The sequence below is a fragment of the Streptomyces sp. NPDC055955 genome, from assembly GCF_042270245.1.
Lineage (GTDB): Bacteria > Actinomycetota > Actinomycetes > Streptomycetales > Streptomycetaceae > Streptomyces.
The window spans coordinates 304573-324642 of record NZ_JBHJYS010000011.1 but is presented as its reverse complement, the minus strand read 5'-3'; the positions used below and the strand labels follow the sequence as shown (position 1 = coordinate 324642).

Sequence of the window (20070 nt, the reverse complement as noted above, 5' to 3'; positions counted from 1 at the left end):
CTGACTCCCAGTCAGCGGGGCTTGTCTTCTCGGCTGTTGGGCCGTTCCGACGTCCCAAACTTTAGCGGATTCCCCCGGCGGTTCCTAATCGGGCCACCGAGTCCACCGCGAATTGAATTCGGGCGCGCCGAATTCACTCCCGGTGGGAGATCGTGCTGCTTGTTTGGGTGCCGCTTGAGCGGCGGAGGTGCTGTCGCGGGGCCGACTGGCCGGGTGACAACTCGGAGGACTCTAGAGATCTCCGGGCCCCGTGTCAATTCGGCCCTACTGGGGCCCCCGGGCCGTCGGGTCCACCGTCGCCTGGTGCTCCTGGGCGAGGTGCTCCTCGGCCTTGAGCCAGGGCAGGAACTGGGCGGGTTTCCGCCAGCCGCACGTGTCGCATCTGATGGCGCGGCGCGGTCCCGAGCTCTGTACCCGCACCGTGTGCTCCCGGCCGTGCTGGTCCCAGCGGCTGACCTTGCTCGTGGTGGTGTTCGGCAGCATGACGCCTCCTCCGCAGCCCCTGTGGGCGTGCGTTCCGCAAGGAGTGTGCAGCAAGAGCAATATCAACAGGGGGGTTTCTGTGATGCGTTGTGCCTCTCTCCGGCGTCCGCGGCCGCCGCAGACGACGGAAGCGGCCCAGGAGCGCGAGGTGCACGCTCCTGGGCCGCTTCCGTGGCGCCTGGTCCCCCAGGGGTGATCAGCAGCCGACGAGACGCGTCGCCAGGTAGCCCTCGATCTGGTCGAGGGAGACACGCTCCTGCTTCATGGTGTCGCGCTCGCGCACCGTGACGGCGTTGTCGTCGAGGGTGTCGAAGTCGACGGTGACGCAGTACGGCGTACCGATCTCGTCCTGACGGCGGTAGCGGCGGCCGATGGCGCCCGCGTCGTCGAAGTCGATGTTCCAGTTCTGGCGCAGCGCGGCGGCGAGTCCCTTGGCCTTCGGAGACAGCTCCGGGTTGCGGGACAGGGGCAGGACCGCGACCTTGACCGGGGCGAGGCGGTGGTCGAAGCGCATGACGGTGCGCTTCTCCATCTTGCCCTTGGCGTTGGGCGCCTCGTCCTCGACGTAGGCGTCGAGCATGAAGGCGAGCATGGAGCGGCCGACACCGGCGGCGGGCTCGATGACGTACGGGGTGTAACGCTCGCCGGCTTCCTGGTCGAAGTAGGAGAGGTCCTGGCCCGAGGCCTTGGAGTGCGCGGAGAGGTCGTAGTCCGTGCGGTTGGCGACGCCCTCGAGCTCGCCCCACTCGCTCCCGCCGAAGCGGAAGCGGTACTCGATGTCAGCGGTGCGCTTGGAGTAGTGGGAGAGCTTCTCCGCCGGGTGCTCGAACCAGCGCATGTTCTCTTCGCGCATGCCGAGGCCGGTGTACCAGTTCCAGCGCTGCTCCATCCAGTACTCCTGCCACTTCTCGTCCTCGCCCGGCTTGACGAAGAATTCCATCTCCATCTGCTCGAACTCGCGGGTGCGGAAGATGAAGTTGCCGGGCGTGATCTCGTTGCGGAAGCTCTTGCCCATCTGGGCGATGCCGAACGGCGGCTTGCGACGCGAGGTCTGCTGGACGCTGGCGAAGTTGGTGAAGATGCCCTGGGCGGTCTCGGGGCGCAGGTAGGCGATGGAGCCGCTGTCCTGCGTGGGGCCGAGGTGCGTGGAGAGCAGGCCCGAGAACTGCTTGGGCTCGGTGAAGGTGCCCTTGTTGCCGCAGTTGGGGCAGTTGAGGTCGGTGAGGCCGTTCTCCGGCAGCTTGCCGTGCTTGGCCTCGTACGCCTCCTCCAGGTGGTCCGCGCGGTACCGCTTGTGGCAGGAGGTGCACTCGGTGAGCGGGTCGGTGAACGTGGCGACGTGACCGGAGGCCTGCCAGACCTCGGTCGCCAGGATCACGGACGAGTCGATACCGACGACGTCCTCGCGCGAGGTGACCATGTAGCGCCACCACTGGCGCTTGAGGTTTTCCTTCAGTTCGACGCCCAGCGGCCCGTAGTCCCAGGCGGCGCGCTGGCCGCCGTAGATCTCGCTGCACGGGTAGACGAAGCCACGGCGCTTGCTCAGGCTGACGATGGTGTCGATCTTGTCGGCGGCCACGGTGCTCTCTTCATTACGACGACGACGAAGCTGCTGCTTCAGAGCGAATGCGAATGCTTCAGGTTACCGGCGGCGTGGGGCTCCGGATCAAATCGGTTGGAGGTCCGCAGCCCGGGCTGGGGTGGGATGCCCGTTTCGGTGTGATCACGGCGACCGCTTGTTGACAATCGTTTCCAGATTTGTTGAAAATGAGTGTCATGAACGTACGACGCCTCATACCCACCGCCGCCGTCGCCTCCGTCACCGTGCTCGGCATCACGGGCCTGTCGGCCTGCTCCGCCGCCTCGGGTGACGGCAGGAACAGCGACGGCAAGCTCGCGGTGGTGGCGTCGTTCTATCCGATGCAGTACCTCGCGCAGCAGATCGGCGGGGACCACGTCGCCGTCACCAATCTGACCAAGCCCGGCCAGGAGCCGCACGACCTGGAGCTCAGCGCGAAGCAGACCGCGCAGCTTCAGGACGCGGGTGTCGCCCTCTATCTCAAGGGCCTCCAGCCGGCCGTCGACGACGCGATACAGCAGTCCGGGATCAGGACCAAGGTCGATGCCGCCTCGCTGACGCAGCTGGAGAAGCACGGCACCGAGGTCGGCGGGCACGCCGCGGAGCACGACCACGAGCACGGCGGCGAGGGCGGCCGGGATCCGCACATCTGGCTGGACCCGGTGAAGTACGCCGAGGTCGCCAAGGGTGTGGGCAAGGCCTTCGAGAAGGCCGACCCGGATCACGCGGCGGCGTACCGGAAGAACACCGCGGCGCTGGTCGGCAAGCTCGACGGGCTGAACACGCGGTTCGAGGACGGACTGAGGAACACCGATTCGAAGGTGTTCATCACGACCCACGCGGCCTTCGGCTATCTGGCGGAGCGGTACGGGCTCACCGAGGAGGCCATCAGCGGCCTCGATCCGGAGAGCGAGCCCAGCGCGGCGCGTGTGAAGGACCTCCAGAACATGGCGAAGGCCGACGGGGTGACCACGGTCTTCTACGAGACCCTCGTCAGCGACAGGACGGCGAAGACCCTCGCTGGTGACTCGGGCCTCAAGACCGATGTGCTCGACCCGCTCGAGGGCATCACCGACCGGTCCAAGGGCGACGACTACATCCAGGTCATGGAGTCGAACCTGAAGGCCCTGCAGACGGCGCTCGGCGCCAAGTGACCACGGAGGGAAGCGGTATGGACACATCGGTGCAGGCCGGCGAGCCCGTCATAGCCCTGCGCAGTGTGACGGCCGAGCTCGGCTCACGTCCGGTGCTGCGCGGCATCGACCTGATCGTGCGGCGCGGTGAGGTCGTGGCCCTGCTTGGTGCCAACGGTTCGGGCAAGTCGACGGCCGTGCGCACCGTGATCGGCCAGGTGCCCGTCAGCGGAGGCGAGGTCGAGATCTTCGGTACGCCGCGTCGGCGGTTCCGGGACTGGGCGCGGGTGGGTTACGTGCCGCAGCGGACGACCGCCGCGGGCGGGGTGCCGGCCACGGTCACCGAGGTCGTGTCCTCGGGGCGGCTGTCGCGGGCGCGCTTCGGTCTGCTGCGCAGGACGGACCGTGAGGCGGTGCGCCGGGCGCTGGACCTGGTCGGGATGGCCGACCGTGCCAAGGACTCGGTGGACGCGCTCTCCGGCGGCCAGCACCAGCGCGTCCTCATCGCGCGCGCCCTGGCCTCCGAGCCCGAGCTGCTGATCATGGACGAGCCGATGGCGGGCGTCGACCTGGCGAGCCAGGAGATCCTCGCGAAGACGCTGCGGGCGCAGGTCGAGGCCGGCGCGTCCGTGCTGCTCGTCCTGCATGAGCTGGGTCCGCTGGAGCCGCTGATCGACCGTGCGGTCGTGCTGCGCGACGGCTGCGTCCTGCACGACGGGCCGCCGCCGGAGGCGGTCGGCCAGCACGCGCTGCCGGGCCACGACCACGTCCACCCGCACACCTCGGATCTCACCCCCGTACGCACAGGACTGCTGAGCTGACATGGAATTCCTCGACTCCGCCTTCATGCAGCGCGCCCTGCTCGCCGCGGTCCTGGTGGGCATCACCGCCCCCGCGATCGGCATCTATCTCGTCCAGCGCCGGCAGGCCCTGATGGGTGACGGCATCGGCCATGTGGCGATGACGGGCGTCGGTCTCGGCTTTCTGCTCTCCACGTCGCCCGTGTGGATGGCGATGGCCGTCTCCGTCGTCGGCGTGGTGATCATGGAGCTGATCCGCTGGTACGGGAAGACCCGCGGCGACATCGCGCTCGCGATGCTCTTCTACGGAGGTATGGCGGGCGGCGTGATGCTGATCAATCTCGCCCCCGGCGGTTCCACGGCGAACCTGCAGAGTTATCTCTTCGGCTCGCTGTCGACGGTCTCGCAGAGCGACCTCGTGTCGATCTGCGTCCTCGCCGGATTCGTCGCCGTGGTCACGATCGGTCTGCGCAGGCAGCTGTTCGCGGTCAGCCAGGACGAGGAGTTCGCCCGGGTCACCGGCTTGCCGGTGCGCGTCCTGAACCTGCTCGTCGCGGTGACGGCGGCCGCGACCGTCACCGTCGCGATGCGCGTCGTGGGTCTGCTCCTGGTGTCCGCGCTGATGGTGGTCCCGGTGGCGGCCGCGCAGCAGCTCACCCGGAGCTTCGCGGCGACGTTCGCGATCGCCGTCGCCATCGGCGTCACCACGACGCTGGGCGGCACGATCACCAATTACTACGTCGAGATCCCGCCCGGCGCGACGATCGTGCTGCTGACCATCGCGGCATTCATCGTCTTCAGCCTGATCGCCACTCCGCTGGCCAGGCGCCGGGCGCGGGCGGCGGCGAGCGCGGCGGGCGACCCGGCGGAGTGCGCGATTCCAGGCCGGATCCCCGGTCAGGCCCGGGTCGAGGTCTGACCCGGGCACCGTGCGGCCTGGCACAATGGGCCGCCGGCAGTAAATCCGAGGAGGCAACAGTGGGAGCCCCGGTTCGAGGCAGGTCGACCCGCCAGCGTGCGGCCGTGGCGGCGGCGCTCGACGAGGTGGACGAGTTCCGCAGTGCCCAGGAGCTCCACGACGTCCTCAAGCACAAGGGTGACTCGGTGGGCCTGACGACCGTCTACCGCACCCTGCAGTCCCTCGCCGACGCGGGCGAGGTCGATGTCCTGCGCACGTCGGACGGCGAGGCCGTCTACCGGCGCTGTTCCAGCGGTGAGCACCACCATCACCTGGTGTGCCGGGTGTGCGGCAAGGCCGTCGAGGTCGAGGGCCCGGCCGTGGAGAAGTGGGCCGAGGCGATCGCCGCGGAGCACGGATACGTGAACGTGGCGCACACGGTGGAGATCTTCGGTACGTGCGCGGAGTGCTCCGCGGGCTGAGCGTTTCCGCCTCCGCGTCCGCCGGTTGCGTCTCGGCGGCGACCGCGACTCCCGTCGTGCGGTCGCCCCCACCGGCTGGTCAGATACGGCTGATGTGCCGGTCGAGCAGTGCCCGCAACGTGTCCACTCCCCCGGCCTCCCGCGCTCCGCGCTTGGGCAGCACCGTCAGGCAGGACGCGTTCTTGTCGGCGCTGAGCAGGACGAAGGTGTCCCGGGTCTCGGCGTAGCGCGAGGCGGCGGTCCAGTTCAGCGCGTTGGAGCCGCCCGCGTTGGTGACGGTGACGCCCCGGTCGTCGGCCAGGGTCCGGCAGCCGCCGTGACGGATGGCCAGCTTGAGGAACTGGCGCACCATGAGCAGGGGCCGGAGCACCCCGAGCGCGACCACGGCGTAGACCCCGAGGGCCAGCTGGAAGTCCGGTCCCCTGCCGTCGGCCAGCCGCAGCACGGCGCTCGCGGCCATGAGCACCGCGACGACCGCTGTGATGATCCGCAGCCGGCGCTCGGCGGCCGACACCTTCGCCCGCGCCCGCAGCGCTTGTCTCATGTCCTGCCGCGTCAGCTGGTACTCCAGCTCGACGCGCACCCCCACCGTCGGTTCGACGTGTTCCACGGTCCCTCCCCTGGACCTCGGCAGATGATCAAGGGGAGAGTAGCCGGGGACCCTGTCGCGTCACTCCCCGGTGTCGCCCGCCGCCGGCGGCTGCTGCTCGTTCGGGATCGCTCCGCCGAAGCGGCGGTCCCGGGAGGCGTACTCGTGGCAGGCGCGCCACAGGTCACGGCGGTCGAAGTCGGGCCACAGGACGTCCTGGAAGACCATTTCGGCGTAAGCGCTCTGCCACAGAAGGTAGTTGGAGGTGCGCTGCTCGCCGCTGGGGCGCAGGAACAGGTCGACGTCCGGCATGTCCGGGTAGTAGAGGTACTTCGCGAAGGTCTTCTCGCTGACCTTCGACGGGTCGAGGCGGCCCGCCTTCACGTCCTCGGCGATGGCCTGCGCGGCGTCGGCGATCTCGGCGCGGCCGCCGTAGTTCATGCAGAAGTAGAGGGTCAGCTTGTCGTTGCCCTTGGTCTGCTCCTGGGAGATCTCCAGCTCCTGGGCGACCGACTTCCACAGCTTGGGCATGCGGCCCACCCAGCGCACCCGTACGCCCAGCTCGTCGAGCTGGTCGCGGGTCTTGCGGATGAAGTCGCGGTTGAAGTTCATGAGGAAGCGGACCTCGTCGGGTGAGCGCTTCCAGTTCTCCGTGGAGAAGGCGTAGAGCGAGATCGCGCCGACGCCCATCTCGATCGCGCCCTGGAGGACGTCCATGACCCGCTCGGCGCCGACCTTGTGGCCCTCCGTGCGCGGCAGCCCGCGCTCCTTCGCCCACCGGCCGTTGCCGTCCATCACGATGGCGACATGCTCCGGCACCAGCTCGCCGGGGATCTTCGGCGGCCGCGCGCCCGTCGGGTGCGGTTCGGGCGTCTTGTACTCACGGCGGGACCGTCCGAGGATTCCGCGACGTGCCATGTGGGCTCTCCCCTAGCTCAGTTCTAGCTTTTCTCTACGTAACGCAGGGAGCGCAGTCCGCGCTCCAGGTGCCAGTGCAGATACGCCGACACCAGTCCGCTGCCCTCTCTCACGAAGCGTGCCTCGCACGCGTCCGCCGTCTCCCAGTCGCCGGTCAGCAGCGCGCCGAGGAGGCCGAGGGCCTGCGGTGAGGGTACGACGCTGCCCGGTACCCGGCAGTCGACGCAAACCGAGCCGCCCGCGCCGACGGAGAAGAACCGGTTGGGGCCCGGGAGGCCGCACTTCGCGCAGTCACCGAAACTCGGGGCGTAGCCGTTCACTGCGAGGGAGCGCAGCAGGAAGGCGTCGAGGACGAGGTGGGGTTCGTGCTCGCCTCTGGAGAGGGTCCGCAGTCCGCCCACCAGGAGCAGGTACTGCTGGACGGCAGGCTCGCCCTCGTGGTCGGTGAAGCGCTCGGCGGTCTCCAGCATGGCGGTGCCGGCGGTGTAGCGGGCGTAGTCGCTGACGATGCCGCCGCCGTACGGGGCGATGGTCTCGCTCTGGGTGCACAGGGGCAGCCCGCGCCCGATCAGCTCGTTGCCCCGCGCGAAGAACTGCACGTCGACGTGCGAGAAGGGTTCGAGCCGGGCGCCGAACTTGGACTTGGTGCGCCGCACACCGCGCGCCACGGCGCGCACGCGCCCGTGGTTGCGGGTGAGCAGCGTGATGATGCGGTCGGCTTCACCCAGCTTCTGGGTGCGCAGCACGATGCCGTCGTCGCGGAACAGGCTCATCGCACGCCCCCGCGAAGCTCCGGCCGGGGGTACGGGGGTCGCCCCCCGGGAGAGAACAGCAGGATGCGGTCCGCTTCACCCAGCCTCTGGGTGCGCAGCACGATGCCGTCGTCGCGGAACAGGCTCATGGGCCCATTCTCGCCTACGCCTCAGGAGTGGAGTCGGGGGACCTGTGAAGGGGTGGGGTCAGGTGACCTCGCCGCGGCTCCTGGCGTTCGCGTAGGCCGTTGCCGCCCGCAGCCGCTCGGAGGTCGTCGCCACCCGCACCGTGTCCGGGGCGCAGTCCCATTCGCGGCCGCCTCCGAAGGGCCGGAGCTGAACGTACGGACCCTCGTGCCCCATGACCCGGCCCACCTGGCCGGTGCTGATGTCGACGGCGTAAGAACCGATTGGCGGCTTCATCGGCGTTGGCTCCTGTCCATACGTTCCGTGCGTTTCCCGGCGGGCGGCGGCGTCAACCGAAACAACGGCCCCATTCCACGACCGGACACGGGACGTGGCGCTGAATCGTCGGCGCTGTGACGCGAGAGGTAATTCCTGACCTCCGCCGCGGGTATTCTCCCAGCTCTTCCCGCGCCTGGGACCGCATGCCCGGGCCGCCGTTCCGCCCACGTCAGATGGCTCCCCGCCGCTGTCGAATTTCACGCTTCCCGCACCGGCGGGTACGCGTGCCAATTAGAGTGGGAAGGACCTCTGGGCTCTATGCGGCGAGCCAATTCGAACACCCCATTCGGAACGGGGATGCTCGATACTGTTTGCATCAGGGGGAATGTGTGCGCGTAACTCCACAGGAATCCGGCGCGCTCACTCGACGCCTCTCGTCTCCTGTTCCGCGCGTGCCTCGATGCCCCGGAAGTGATGTGCCATGGCCCGCTGCGCGCCGGCGGCGTCCCGGGCGCGCAGGGCCGTGACGATGTCGCGGTGGCGGCTGACGGTGACGTCGGGATCGGGGTCGCTGGACCAGGAGCGCGCGCCGGCGACACGGTCGAAGACGTTCCAGAACGCGCCGAGGAGCTGCGGGATCAGCTCGTTGCCCAGCGAGCGGTAGAGGGTTTCGTGGAAGTCCCGGTCGAGGTCGGCGAAGGGCTCGTCGGCCTGGCCCGCGGCGGCCATCTTCCGGACGATGGCGTCGAGCCGGTCGAGGATCTCCGGGGGGAGCGGGGCCGCGGCGACCCTGCGGATCAGCCCCTCCTCGAGGATCTCGCGGACCTGGAGGATCTCGGCGAGGGCGTGCGCGTCGGAGGCGGGCCGCAGCAGGGTGCGGAAGGTGAGGCCGTCGGCGAGCGGGGTGAGGGAGGCCTGGCCGACATAGGTGCCGTAGCCGTGTCTGATCTCGACGATGTCGAGCGCCTGGAGGGCCTTGAGGGACTCCCGTACGGAGTTTCTGCTGACGCCGAGCGACTCCATCAACTCGGCCTCGGTGGGCAGCAGTTCACCGGGTCGCAGCCCTTGGTCGAGGATGAGCTGCGTGACCGCGCGCTGCACTTGCTGGCTGACGCGGCGGTGCCGTATCGCCGGGTTCCTGGGCTCCTCAGACATGCGCCGCATCGTAGGCGCAGCAGACGTCCCACGTCCCATGTCGGAACCAAACTTCTTCCCGTCCGGCGCCCGGGACCCTCCGGGCTTCTGTGCGCGATCTCTTGACCGGCCCTCGCGGCGCTCTTATGGTCACGTCGCTACCAAGACGTAGGACGTTGGATCTCCGCGCATCTCCCTCTCTGGAGGCACCATGAGCGACCACGAGCCGACCGGCCGCCGATCCTTCCTCAAGTACACCGGCGCCCTCGGCGCGGCCGCTGCCCTCTCCACCTCCCTGTCGGCCTGTTCGTCCGGGCCGAAGTCCACCAACGACACGGGCGGCGGCAAGGGCGGCGGAGCCTCGCTGACCGCGGTCATCGGGTACGGCAACGACGGAAGCTGGGACCCGACGCAGACCGCGTCGGCCTTCGCCATGGCCGGCAACCAGCACATCTACGAAGGGCTCCTCGACACCGACCCGATCACGCGCGAGCCGTACGCGGCGCTCGCCACGAAGGTGCCGACGGACGCCGAACTGGCCACCACGTCCTGGAAGTTCACCCTGCGCGCGGGCGCGAAGTGGCACGACGGCAAGCCCGTCACCGCGGACGACGTCGTGTTCGTCTTCGACCGGATCCTCGACCCGGGCACGCAGTCGCTCGCCAAAGGTTTCTTCGAGAGCTGGCTCAAGGAGGTCAGGAAGACGGGTGACGACTCCGTCGAGCTCGTCCTCAAGTTCCCGTTCCCGGACGGGGCCGCGCGGCTGACCCTCGCCAAGATCATGCCGAAGCACGTGTTCTCGAAGCCGGGCGCGTGGGACGACGCGACCAAGGGCAAGGCGGTCGGCTCGGGCCCGTACAGGCAGACCTCGCACCAGCCGAAGACGAACACCACGTTCGAGGCGTTCGCGGACTACAACGGGCCGCGCAAGGCGTCGTTCAAGAAGATGAACTGGCTGACCATCGTGGACGCGGCGCCCCGCGTCGCGAAGATCTCCGGGGGCAGCGCGGACGCGCAGATCGCGGACAACATCCCGTACGCGAACATCGCGCAGCTGAAGAAGGGCGGCCTCACCGTCGAGGGCGGGGCCGGGATGAACAACCTCTTCCTGATGTTCAACACCGCGCACAAGCCGTTCGACGACGTGCGGGTGCGTCAGGCCCTGCACTACGCCATCGACAAGCAGAAGATGATCGAGGTCGCGCTCAAGGGGCACGGAAAGGCGTCGAGTTCGTTCCTCAACGAGGGCAACCCCGACCACCGGCCGGCGAAGACGGTGTACGACTACGACCCCGAGAAGGCGAAGAAGCTCCTCAAGGACGCCGGGGTCAGTGGGCTCACCGTCTCCCTGATGTCCGTCAACGTGTCGTGGATCATGGACTGCCTGCCGACGATCAAGGCGTCGTGGGACGCGATCGGCGTGAAGACCACGCTCGATCCGCAGGAGACCACGGCCGTCTTCACGAAGATGGACCAGAAGAAGGACTACCAGATCGTGGCGGCCGCCTCGAACCCCAACCAGTTCGGGCTCGACGCCGACCTGATCATGCATTACAACTACGGCCCCTCGAACCTGTGGATGGGCTACGCGCGCTGGGCGGACAGCTCCGACGCCAAGCACCTCTTCAAGCTGATGGACCAGGCCACGCGCGAGCCGGACCCGGCGAAGAAGAAGACGATGATCCAGGAGTACATCGACGTCGTCGCCGAGCAGGCCGTGCTCTACCCGGTCGTGCACAACGAGCTGATGACGGCCTGGGACCCGAAGAAGATCACCGGTGTGCAGGCGCAGCCCTATCCCGGGATCAACGTGCTCAAGGCCAAGCCCGCGTAACGCGCCTTTCCCGCGAAGGAGTTCGTGCCCGTGGTCGTGATCGCCAGAATTCTGGCCCGCCGCCTGGTCCTGCTCGTGCCGCTGCTGCTCGGCATCGTCCTGTTCGTGTTTCTCGTCATGCGGTTCTCGGACAGCGACCCGGCGTCGGCGTTCTTCCAGGGCGCCAATCCGACGCCGCAGCAGCTGCACGACTTCCGGGAGCGCAACGGGCTGCTCGATCCGCTGCCCGTGCGGTACTTCCACTTCGTGGGCGATCTCGTCCGGGGCGACATGGGCGTCAGCGCCCTGACCCGGCAGCCGGTGGTCGACCAGGTGACCACCGCGCTGCCGCTGACGCTGCAACTGACGTTCCTCGGCCTCGCGGTCGCGGTCGTGGTGTCCCTGGTGCTCGGTGTCACGGCGGCCATCCACCGCGACCGGCTCCTCGACCAGATCATCCGCGTCGTGTCGCTGACGGGCGTGGCGGCGCCCGGGTTCTGGCTGGCGCTGCTGATGATCCAGTATCTGGCGGTCGGGCAGGGCTGGTTCCCGACCGGCGGCTACATCAACCCGGCGGACTCCTTCACGGGCTGGCTCACGTGCATGACGCTCCCGGCGCTCTCGCTGTCCCTGCCCGTCGCGGCGCAGCTGACGCGCATCGTGCGTACGGCGGTCGTCGAGGAGCTGGACAAGGACTACGTCCGTACGGCGATCGGCAGCGGGCTGCCGCCGGTCGTCGTGGTGGGGCGCAACGTGCTGCGCAACGCCCTGATCAATCCGCTGACCGTGCTCGGACTGCGGGTCGGCTATCTGCTGGGCGGGGCGGTCGTCACGGAGACGATCTTCTCCCTGCCGGGGATGGGGAAGCTGATGATCGACGCGGTGAAGAACGGTGACCCGGCGGTGGTCCAGGGGGTCGTCCTGACGACGGCCGTCGGGTTCGTCGTCGTCAACCTCGCCATCGACATCCTGTATCTGATGGTCAACCCGCGGCTCAGGGGGGCGCAGAGCTAGATGGTCACCTCCCGCAAGGCGCTCACCGAGGCGCTGTCCCGGCCGGGCGTCCGGCTGCGCTCCCTGCGCCGGCTGCCCGTCCTGTCCCGGATCGCGGTCGCCGTGGTCGCGGTCGTCGTCCTCATGGCGCTGTTCGCGCCGCTGCTCGCGCCCCACGACCCGCTCGACCAGCAGCCGCAGACCGACGGCACCGGGCACCCGTCGGGCAGTCACTGGATGGGCCAGGACAGCCTGGGCCGCGACATCCTCAGCCGGCTGATGTACGGGGCCCGCTGGTCGCTGGCCATCGGGCTCGGCGCGACGCTGCTCGCGCTGGTGGTGGGCGCGGTGCTCGGCGCGCTCGCGGCGACGTCGCGCAAGGCGGTGGACGAGACGCTGATGCGCTGCCTCGACGTCGTGATGGCGTTCCCCGGGATCGCGCTCGCGGCCGTCCTCGTCGCCGTGTTCGGGGGCGGCATCCCCGTACTCATCTGCGCGATCGCGTTCCTGTTCACTCCGCCCGTCGCCCGTGTCGTGCGGGCCAACGTGCTCGACCAGTACGGCGAGGACTACGTGACGGCCGAGCGGGTCATCGGGGCGCGCACGCCGCACATCGTGCTGCGGCACGTCGCGGTCAACTGCGCGGCGCCGGTCCTGGTGTTCTGCACGGTGCAGGTCGCGGAGGCCATCGTCTTCGAGGCGTCGCTGTCGTTCATCGGGGCGGGGGTCCGGCCGCCCGACCCGTCGTGGGGCAGTGTCATCGCGGACGGCAAGAACATGGTCCTGATCGGGGGCTGGTGGGCGACCGTCTTCCCCGGCCTGCTGATGCTGCTCACGGTGCTCGCGCTCAACATCCTGTCCGAGGGCGTGTCCGACGCGTGGGCCGCGCCCGCCGCGCGGGACGTGTCCGGTGCCGAGGCGGACCGTCTCGAAGCGCCGAAGCCCGGCAGCGGCACGGTCCTCGAACTGCCCGGCCTCACCGAGGCCGCCACCCGGTTGAGGTCCCGTGCCCGGCCCCTGCCCGAGGGTGACCCCGTCCTCCAGGTCACCGATCTCGCGATCGGCTTCGACGCGCGGCACGGCGGCGTGGACATCGTCGACGGCATCACGTTCGACGTGCGGCCCGGTGAAGTCCTCGGCCTGGTCGGTGAGTCGGGGTGCGGCAAGTCGCTGACCGCGCTGACCGTGATGGGCCTCGAACCCAAGGGCGCACGGATCCGCGGCCGGGTCACCTTCGACGGCCAGGAGCTGGTCGGCCGCGCGCCGGGCGCCCGGCGCCGACTCCTCGGCCACGACATGGCGATGATCTACCAGGACGCCCTGTCGTCCCTGAATCCGGCGATGACCGTACGCTCCCAGCTCAAGCAGGTCGTACGCCGCGGTGGCCGGCGCACCCCGGCCGAACTGCTCTCCCTCGTCGGTCTCGACCCCGAGCGGACCCTGCGCAGCTATCCGCACGAGCTGTCGGGCGGGCAGCGCCAGCGCGTCCTGATCGCGATGGCCCTGTCGCGCAGCCCGAAGCTGATCGTCGCCGACGAGCCGACGACCGCGCTCGACGTGACCGTGCAGGCGCAGGTCATCGAGCTGCTGCTGCGGCTGCGCGAGGAGCTGGGCTTCGCGCTGATCCTCGTCTCGCACGACCTGGCGCTCGTCGCCGACGTCACGGACCGGGTGGTCGTGATGTACGGCGGGCAGATCGTGGAGACGGGCGTGACGGCGGACCTCGTCGAGGCGCCCACCCACCACTACACGCGCGGGCTGCTCGGCTCGGTCCTCTCACTGGAGACGGCGGCGGACCGGCTGACGCAGATCAGGGGCGTCGTGCCGTCGCCGGCCGACTTCCCGGCGGGCTGCCGCTTCGCCGACCGGTGCCCGATGGCGAGCGAGGTGTGCCGGACGACGGCGCCCGACCTGCTCGGCGGCCGGCGGCACGCGTCGGCCTGTCACCATCCGGCGGTGGTCCCACCGCCCACGGTTCCGGCTCCCCGGGGAAGCGAGGCTCTGAAGTGACGGATCCCGTGGTCGAGTTGAGGGACGCCCATGTGGTGCACCGGGCCCGCTCCGGCGGCCTGTTCACCCGCGACCGGGTCTACGCCCTCACCGGCGCCGACCTGTCCGTGGCGCCCGGCGAGACGGTCGGCGTGGTGGGCGAGTCGGGCTGTGGCAAGTCGACCCTCGCCAAGGTCCTCGTGGGGGTGCAGCGCCCGACGTCCGGCACGGTCGTCGTGGACGGCCACGACCTGTGGACCATGAAGCCGGGCGAGCGGCGCGCCACCGTCGGCGAGGGCGTCGGCATGATCTTCCAGGATCCGTCGACGGCCCTGAACCGGCGCCTGACCGTCCGCCAGATCCTGCGCGACCCCCTCGACGTCCACCGCCGCGGCACACCCGCCACACGCGCGGAACGCGTACGGGAGCTGATGTCCCTGGTCGGGTTGCCGGGGGCGCTCGCCGGGGCGCTGCCCGGGCAGTTGTCGGGAGGGCAGCGCCAGCGTGTGGCCATCGCCCGCGCGCTGGCGCTCGAACCCGCGCTGGTCGTGGCGGACGAGCCGACGAGCGCGCTCGACGTGTCGGTGCGGGCGCAGATCCTGAACCTGCTGCTCGACCTGAAGGAACGCCTCAGCCTCGCCCTCGTGTTCGTCTCGCACGACATCCAGACGGTGCGGCGCATGAGCGACCGCGTGATCACGATGTATCTGGGCCGGATCGTGGAGGAGTCGCCGTCGGACGACGTGCTCGACCGGGCCAGGCACCCGTACACCCGTGCGCTGTTCTCGGCGACGCCCGGTCTGCTCGCCCCGATCGACCCGATCCCGCTGGTCGGCCCGGTGCCGTCGGCCACGCATCCGCCGAGCGGCTGCCCGTTCCGCACGCGGTGCTGGAAGGCCGACGCGATGTGCGCGGAGTCGATGCCGGAGTTCGAGCAGGGCGGTGAGGGGCATCGTTTCCGCTGTCACCATCCCGTGCGCGAGGGGCAGTCCACGCACGAACTCGTCCAGGAGGTCTCATGACGCCACTCACCCCGCTGACCGGAGTCGTCCCGCCCGTCTGCACGCCCCTGACCCCGGACAACGAGGTGGACGTCGGTTCCCTCGTACGCCTTGTCGACCACCTCGTCGCGGGTGGCGTCGACGGACTCTTCGTGCTCGGCTCCTCCAGTGAGGCGGCCTTCCTGCCCGACCGGCACCGCAAAGTGGTCGTCGACACCGTCGTGGGTCACGTCGCCGGTCAGCTGCCCGTCCTGGCCGGGGCGATCGACATGGCGACCTTGCGCGTCCTCGACCACGCCCGTACGGCGGCGGAGGCGGGCGCGGACGCGATCGTCGCCACGGCGCCCTTCTACACGCGCACCCACCCGGCCGAGATCGCCCGCCACTTCCGGCTCCTTGCCGAACGGTGCGGCCTGCCGGTGTTCGCCTACGACCTGCCGGTGTCGGTGCACTCCAAACTGGGCGCCGACCTCGTCCTCGACCTGGCCGCCGACGGGACGCTCGCCGGCCTGAAGGACTCCAGCGGTGACGAGGGCGCGTTCCGCGAGGTGGTCGTCGGCGCGCGCTCGCGCGCCGACATCACGGGGTTCAGCGTCCTGACCGGGTCCGAGCTGACCGTGGACTCGGCGCTCGCGATGGGCGCGGACGGGGTGGTACCGGGGCTCGGGAACGTCGATCCGGCCGGATACGCGCGGCTGTACGCGTACTGCCGGGCCGGTGACCGGGAGCGGGCGCGCGGCGAGCAGGAGCGGCTGTGTGCGCTGTTCCGGATGGTGCGGGTGGGGGATCCGGCGCGGATGGGCGGGAGTTCGTCCGCGCTCGGGGCGTTCAAGGCGGCCCTGTATCTGCGGGGCGTGATCGACTGCCCCCTGACGGCGGATCCACAGATCCCGCTGTCCGCGGAGGAGATCGAACGGGTGGGGAAGTTCCTCGCGGCGGCGGGTCTGCTGTAGCGCGGCGGTCAGGCGCCACCCGGCTCGATCAGTCCCGACTCGTAGGCCACGATGACGAGTTGGGCCCTGTCGCGCGCGCCCAGCTTGCCCATGATGCGGCTCACGTGCGTCTTCGCCGTGAGTGGGCTGAGGCCGAGGACCTCGGCGGCCTCCGTGTTGGTGAGGCCGCGTGCCACGAGGGTCAGGACCTGGCGCTCGCGGTCGGTGAGCGCGGCGAGGCCGGGCGGGACGGGCCCGGGTTCGGCCGGGGCGCGCAGGACGCGGGCGATCAGGCGGGCCGTGGGGCCGGGCGACAGCAGGGACTCGCCGGCGGCCACGACGCGGATGGCGTCGAGGAGTTCGGCCGGCTTGGTGTCCTTGACGAGGAATCCGGACGCGCCCGCCCGCAGCGCCTCGACGACGTGTTCGTCGGTGTCGTACGTCGTCAGCATCAGGACCTTGACGCCCGCGAGGTCCTCGTCGGCGGCGAGCAGGCGGGTCGCCTCGATGCCGTCGAGGTCGGGCATGCGGATGTCCATGACGATCAGGTCGGCACGGTGTGTGCGGGCCTGTTCCACGGCCTCGCGGCCGGTACCGGCCTGGCCGACGACCTCCATGTCGGGCGCCGACTCGACGAGCATCGCGAACGCGGCCCGTACGAGGGTCTGGTCGTCGGCGAGGAGTACGCGCACGGGCTGGGCCCCGGTCACTGTGCCACCCCGGTCGGCAGGACCGCCGCGACTTCGAATCCGCCCTGGGCGCGCGGCCCGGCGTCGAGGGTGCCGCCGACGCTGCGGGCCCGCTCGCGCATGCCGAGCAGGCCGAAGCCCGCGGGCCGGCCCGGCTCGGGCGAGGACGAGGACGGTGACGAGGGCGGCGCCGTGCCGTCGTCGGCGACACGCAGGTGGAGGGCATCGCCCCGGCTGCGGATGCCGACGCGGACGGTGAGTCCGGGACCGCCGTGCCGGACGGCGTTCGTGAGTGCCTCCTGCACGATGCGGTAGGCCGCGGCGCCCACGGCGGGCGGCGCCTCCACGTTCTCGACGGACAGGTCGACGGTGGCTCCGGCGGTGCGGGCGGCCTCGGCGAGGTCGGGCAGGCCGTCGAGCCCGGGGAGCGGGCCGCGGCCGTCGTCGGGGCCGGCGCGCAGCACTTCGAGGGTGGCCCGCAGTTCGCCGCGGGCGGTGCGACAGGTCTCGGCGATGTCGTCGAGCGCCTTGGCGACGGCGGCGCGGTCCAGGCGGTCCGGGTCGGCGTGCAGGACGTGGGCGGCCACCGAGGTCTGGACGCCGACGAGGGTGATGCTGTGGGCGAGCAGGTCGTGCAGGTCGCGGGCGACGCGCAGCCGCTCCTCCGCGACCCTGCGCCGGGCTTCCTCCTCACGGGTGCGTTCGGCTCGCTCGGCGCGCTCCACGACCGAGGCGACGTACTGGCGGTGGACACGGACGATGACGCCCACCAGCAGGAACGCGACGATCCAGCCGGAGATCCGCAGCGCCTGCGTGCCCTCGTTCATGCCCTCGCCGAACTTGACGCCGAGCATGATGCCGAGGACGCCGGCGCCGAGGAACAGGGTGCGCAGGGGACGCCCTGTCGCGGCGACCGTGTAGAGGGCGGTCATGGAGACGGCCATCGGCGCCGTGTGGTTGTAGTCGAGCGCGTGGTACGGCGCCACGCAGACGACGAGGCCGAGGAACGCCCGCACCGGCGCCCGCCGCCGGAACGCCGACGGGACGTGCGCGGCCATGAGCAGGGCCCAGCCGAGCGCGTCGGGCTGACGGCCGTTGCCGCTCGTCGTCAGCGCGATCACGACGGCGGCGACCGCCATGACGGCGGCGAGGAGCGTGTCCTCGCGCAGGGTCCGGGCGGCGCTGACGTCGCGCCGGCCGAGGCCCGGGACCAGGATGTGTTTGACGTCCACCGGTTCATCTTCCGTCAGGAGGGCGCGGAGGACGCCCCTCCGGGGAGTGAGGGGCGCCGTACGGTCAGGGGGCGGGCGCGAGGGTGCGCTCCGGTTCCTCCGCCGGTGGCTGGGGCTGCGGCTTCCTGGACAGCGGCCCGGGCCACCACACCGTACGGCCGAGGGCCATGCTCGCCGACGTCACCAGGTACGTACGCACGAGGAACGTGTCCAGGAGCACCCCGACCGCGATGACGAAGCCCATCTCGACGAGCGACACCAGCGGCATGTCGGTGAGGACCGAGAAGGTCGCGGCGAGGACGAGTCCCGCCGAGGCGATCACCCCTCCCGTGGTGCGCAGCGCGGTCAGCGCGGCGGCTCCGGGTTCGGCGCCCGCGAGGGACTCCTCGCGCATGCGGTGCATGAGGAAGATGCCGTAGTCGACACCGAGGGCGACGAGGAACACGAAGGTCAGCAGGCCGAGTCCGGGATCGGTGCCCTGGAAGCCGAACAGCGGCCCGAAGACGAGCCCGGCGATGCCGAGCGAGGCGCCCCACACGGCGACGACCGCGCCGAGCAGGATCAGCGGCGCCACCAGGCTGCGCAGCAGCACGACGAGGATCAGCAGGACGGCGGCCAGGACGATCGGCACGACGACCTTGCGGTCACGGGAGTCGGTGTCCTTCAGGTCGAGCTGCTGGGCGCTCTGTCCGCCGACGTAGGAGCCCTCGCCGTCGAGCCGGTCGCGCAGGGTCTCGATGGTGGTGGTCTCGCCCGAGGACTGGGGCGGGGCGGAGGCGGTGACGGAGATCTCCGTCCAGCCGTGTCCGCTGCGCACGCGCTCGGCGGCGGCGACCCCGGGCACGTCGCGCGCGGTGGCGAGCGTCTGGCCGGCGCGGCCCGTCGGGGTGATCACGCTGATGGGCTGGGTACCGCGCTCGGGGTAGGCGGCGGCGAGGGTCTGCATCGCGACGACGGAGTCCGGCTTGTCGGTGAAGGTGTCCTCCTGCTTGAGGTTGCCGGGCAGGCTGAACACGCCGAGCGCGAGCGCCCCGAGGAGCAGGGCGCCGGAGGCGAGGACGGTCAGCGGCCGGCGCCCGGCCGAGCTGCCCATCGCCGCGAACAGGGACCTGCGGGCCTTGGGCGTGGAGCCGTACGCCGGGACGAGCGGCCAGAACACGCGCCTTCCGAGGAGGACGAGGACGGCGGGCAGCAGTGTCAGCATGGCGGCCAGCGCGCACAGGACGCCCACGGCGCCGAGCGGTCCCATGCCGCGGCTGCTGTTGAGGTCGGCGGCGAGCAGGCACAACAGGCCGACGGCGACGGTCCCCGACGAGGCGAGGACGGCGGGCCCGCAGCCGCGCAGGGCGGCCCGCATCGCGTCGTGGGGCCGCTCGGTGCGGCGCAGTTCCTCGCGGTATCGGGAGACGAGCAGCAGCGCGTAGTCGGTGCCCGCGCCGAAGACGAGGATCGTCATCACGCCGGAGCTCTGGCCGCTGACGGTGGTGCCGAACGCCTGGTGGAGCCCGTAGGCGACGCCCATCGACAGGAAGTCGGCGATGCCCGCGACGACGAGTGGCACGAGCCACAGGAACGGGCTGCGGTAGATGAGGACGAGCAGGATCGCGACGACGGCGACGGTCGTGTAGAGCAGGGGGCCGTCGAGCGAGCCGTAGACCTCGCTCGCGTCGGTGGCGAGCGCTCCCGCTCCGCCGGTGTCGACGCTCAGGCCGCCGGTGTCGTGGGCGATGTCGCGCACCTCGTGGACGAAGGCGTCGCGGGCCTTCTCGTCGTGTCCCGGGGTGGTGCTGGCAACCGGGTACATGAGGGTGGCGCCGTCGCGGGACGGTACGCCCTTCGGGACCGCGGTGAGGTCGAAGGTCCGGTCGACGCGGGCGACCTGGGCGGCGGCCGTGGTGCGGTCGGCGGCGGTGAGTCCGCCGTCGCGGTGGTAGACGAGGACGAGTTCGGTGCTCTCGCCACCCGGCAGTTCGTCCTGGATCTTCGCCACCTGCGTGGAGTCGGCACTCGCCGGCAGATAGTCGACGGCCCGGTCGTGCCGGACGTCGCTCAGCCTGCCCGCGAAGGGCCCGGCGATCGCGAGCACGACGATCCACAGGCCGAGCAGCGTCCAGGGCACGGCGGCCCGGCGCCTCTTTGTCGGTACGCCCCCCATCGGTGGGCCTCCCTCGCATCACGGTGTCCGGTGTCACCGTCCGGTCGGACAGGACGTCTCCAGACTCCCGTCGGGGAGGCCTCGGTTCGTCGG

General features: G+C 70.6%; 19 protein-coding genes. 9 read left to right on the top strand and 10 right to left on the bottom strand.

The window, feature by feature from the left end:
* Positions 1 to 264 precede the first annotated feature (264 nt).
* Together ACFC96_RS23705 and ACFC96_RS23700 are read right to left on the bottom strand one after the other, a co-directional pair.
* Positions 265 to 483 carry a hypothetical protein gene (locus tag ACFC96_RS23705; RefSeq protein WP_376613979.1) on the bottom strand — a complete coding sequence of 73 codons (219 nt, stop codon included), beginning with the start codon at positions 481 to 483 and terminating at the stop codon, positions 265 to 267.
* A 196-nt stretch (positions 484 to 679) separates the two neighbouring features.
* Entirely contained in the window at positions 680 to 2062 is a 1383-nt protein-coding gene (locus tag ACFC96_RS23700) for a glycine--tRNA ligase (RefSeq protein ID WP_376256009.1), read from the bottom strand.
* Between the two features lie 197 nt (positions 2063 to 2259).
* Here ACFC96_RS23700 and ACFC96_RS23695 point away from each other — a divergent pair, with 197 nt between their 5' ends.
* From ACFC96_RS23695 to ACFC96_RS23680, 4 genes are read left to right on the top strand one after another with little or no spacing between them, the layout of a single operon-like run.
* Positions 2260 to 3216, top strand: a complete 957-nt coding sequence (locus tag ACFC96_RS23695; RefSeq protein WP_376256011.1) for a metal ABC transporter substrate-binding protein — start codon at positions 2260 to 2262, stop codon at positions 3214 to 3216.
* Between the two features lie 17 nt (positions 3217 to 3233).
* Positions 3234 to 4016, top strand: coding sequence for a metal ABC transporter ATP-binding protein (locus ACFC96_RS23690; protein WP_376613977.1), 783 nt, complete (start codon positions 3234 to 3236; stop codon positions 4014 to 4016).
* Position 4017: 1 nt separating this feature from the next.
* On the top strand, positions 4018 to 4914 hold the full coding sequence (locus ACFC96_RS23685) for a metal ABC transporter permease (RefSeq protein ID WP_376256015.1): 897 nt from the start codon (positions 4018 to 4020) through the stop codon (positions 4912 to 4914).
* A 59-nt stretch (positions 4915 to 4973) separates the two neighbouring features.
* Positions 4974 to 5375 carry a transcriptional repressor gene (locus ACFC96_RS23680; RefSeq protein ID WP_355688132.1) on the top strand — a complete coding sequence of 134 codons (402 nt, stop codon included), beginning with the start codon at positions 4974 to 4976 and terminating at the stop codon, positions 5373 to 5375.
* A gap of 79 nt (positions 5376 to 5454) precedes the next feature.
* Here the strand turns inward: ACFC96_RS23680 and ACFC96_RS23675 are convergent, their stop codons facing one another.
* From ACFC96_RS23675 to ACFC96_RS23655, 5 genes are all read right to left on the bottom strand, one after another.
* A complete protein-coding gene (locus ACFC96_RS23675; RefSeq protein WP_376613975.1) occupies positions 5455 to 5985 on the bottom strand; it encodes a YcxB family protein in 531 nt (176 codons plus the stop codon).
* 60 nt (positions 5986 to 6045) lie between these two features.
* Positions 6046 to 6882: an isoprenyl transferase gene (locus ACFC96_RS23670; RefSeq protein ID WP_376613974.1), complete on the bottom strand. Its 837-nt coding sequence runs from the start codon at positions 6880 to 6882 to the stop codon at positions 6046 to 6048.
* A 23-nt stretch (positions 6883 to 6905) separates the two neighbouring features.
* The gene (recO, locus tag ACFC96_RS23665) at positions 6906 to 7655 is read right to left on the bottom strand and encodes a DNA repair protein RecO (protein WP_376256020.1); all 750 of its coding nucleotides are present in this window, start codon (positions 7653 to 7655) and stop codon (positions 6906 to 6908) included.
* A 186-nt stretch (positions 7656 to 7841) separates the two neighbouring features.
* Complete coding sequence (locus ACFC96_RS23660) at positions 7842 to 8057, bottom strand: hypothetical protein (RefSeq protein ID WP_376256022.1); 216 nt, start codon at positions 8055 to 8057, stop codon at positions 7842 to 7844.
* 402 nt (positions 8058 to 8459) lie between these two features.
* Positions 8460 to 9203, bottom strand: coding sequence for a FadR/GntR family transcriptional regulator (locus ACFC96_RS23655; protein WP_376256024.1), 744 nt, complete (start codon positions 9201 to 9203; stop codon positions 8460 to 8462).
* A 181-nt stretch (positions 9204 to 9384) separates the two neighbouring features.
* On the opposite strand from ACFC96_RS23655, the gene ACFC96_RS23650 reads away from it, so the two are divergent.
* From ACFC96_RS23650 to ACFC96_RS23630, 5 genes are read left to right on the top strand one after another with little or no spacing between them, the layout of a single operon-like run.
* Positions 9385 to 11007: an ABC transporter substrate-binding protein gene (locus tag ACFC96_RS23650; RefSeq protein ID WP_376256026.1), complete on the top strand. Its 1623-nt coding sequence runs from the start codon at positions 9385 to 9387 to the stop codon at positions 11005 to 11007.
* Between the two features lie 30 nt (positions 11008 to 11037).
* Complete coding sequence (locus tag ACFC96_RS23645) at positions 11038 to 12000, top strand: ABC transporter permease (RefSeq protein WP_355688136.1); 963 nt, start codon at positions 11038 to 11040, stop codon at positions 11998 to 12000.
* A complete protein-coding gene (locus ACFC96_RS23640) occupies positions 12001 to 13989 on the top strand; it encodes a dipeptide/oligopeptide/nickel ABC transporter permease/ATP-binding protein (RefSeq protein WP_376613972.1) in 1989 nt (662 codons plus the stop codon).
* Positions 13986 to 14990, top strand: a complete 1005-nt coding sequence (locus ACFC96_RS23635) for an oligopeptide/dipeptide ABC transporter ATP-binding protein (RefSeq protein WP_376613970.1) — start codon at positions 13986 to 13988, stop codon at positions 14988 to 14990. The genes ACFC96_RS23640 and ACFC96_RS23635 overlap by 4 nt, the downstream gene beginning before the upstream one ends.
* The gene (locus tag ACFC96_RS23630) at positions 14987 to 15922 is read left to right on the top strand and encodes a dihydrodipicolinate synthase family protein (protein ID WP_376256032.1); all 936 of its coding nucleotides are present in this window, start codon (positions 14987 to 14989) and stop codon (positions 15920 to 15922) included. Before ACFC96_RS23635 ends, ACFC96_RS23630 begins: the two co-directional genes overlap by 4 nt.
* An 8-nt stretch (positions 15923 to 15930) precedes the next feature.
* On the opposite strand, the gene ACFC96_RS23625 is transcribed toward ACFC96_RS23630, so the two are convergent.
* From ACFC96_RS23625 to ACFC96_RS23615, 3 genes are all read right to left on the bottom strand, one after another.
* The gene (locus ACFC96_RS23625; protein ID WP_376256034.1) at positions 15931 to 16611 is read right to left on the bottom strand and encodes a response regulator; all 681 of its coding nucleotides are present in this window, start codon (positions 16609 to 16611) and stop codon (positions 15931 to 15933) included.
* On the bottom strand, positions 16608 to 17822 hold the full coding sequence (locus ACFC96_RS23620; protein WP_376256036.1) for a sensor histidine kinase: 1215 nt from the start codon (positions 17820 to 17822) through the stop codon (positions 16608 to 16610). The genes ACFC96_RS23625 and ACFC96_RS23620 overlap by 4 nt, the downstream gene beginning before the upstream one ends.
* Positions 17823 to 17886: 64 nt before the next feature.
* Positions 17887 to 19977, bottom strand: coding sequence for an MMPL family transporter (locus ACFC96_RS23615; protein WP_376613968.1), 2091 nt, complete (start codon positions 19975 to 19977; stop codon positions 17887 to 17889).
* Positions 19978 to 20070: the final 93 nt, after the last annotated feature.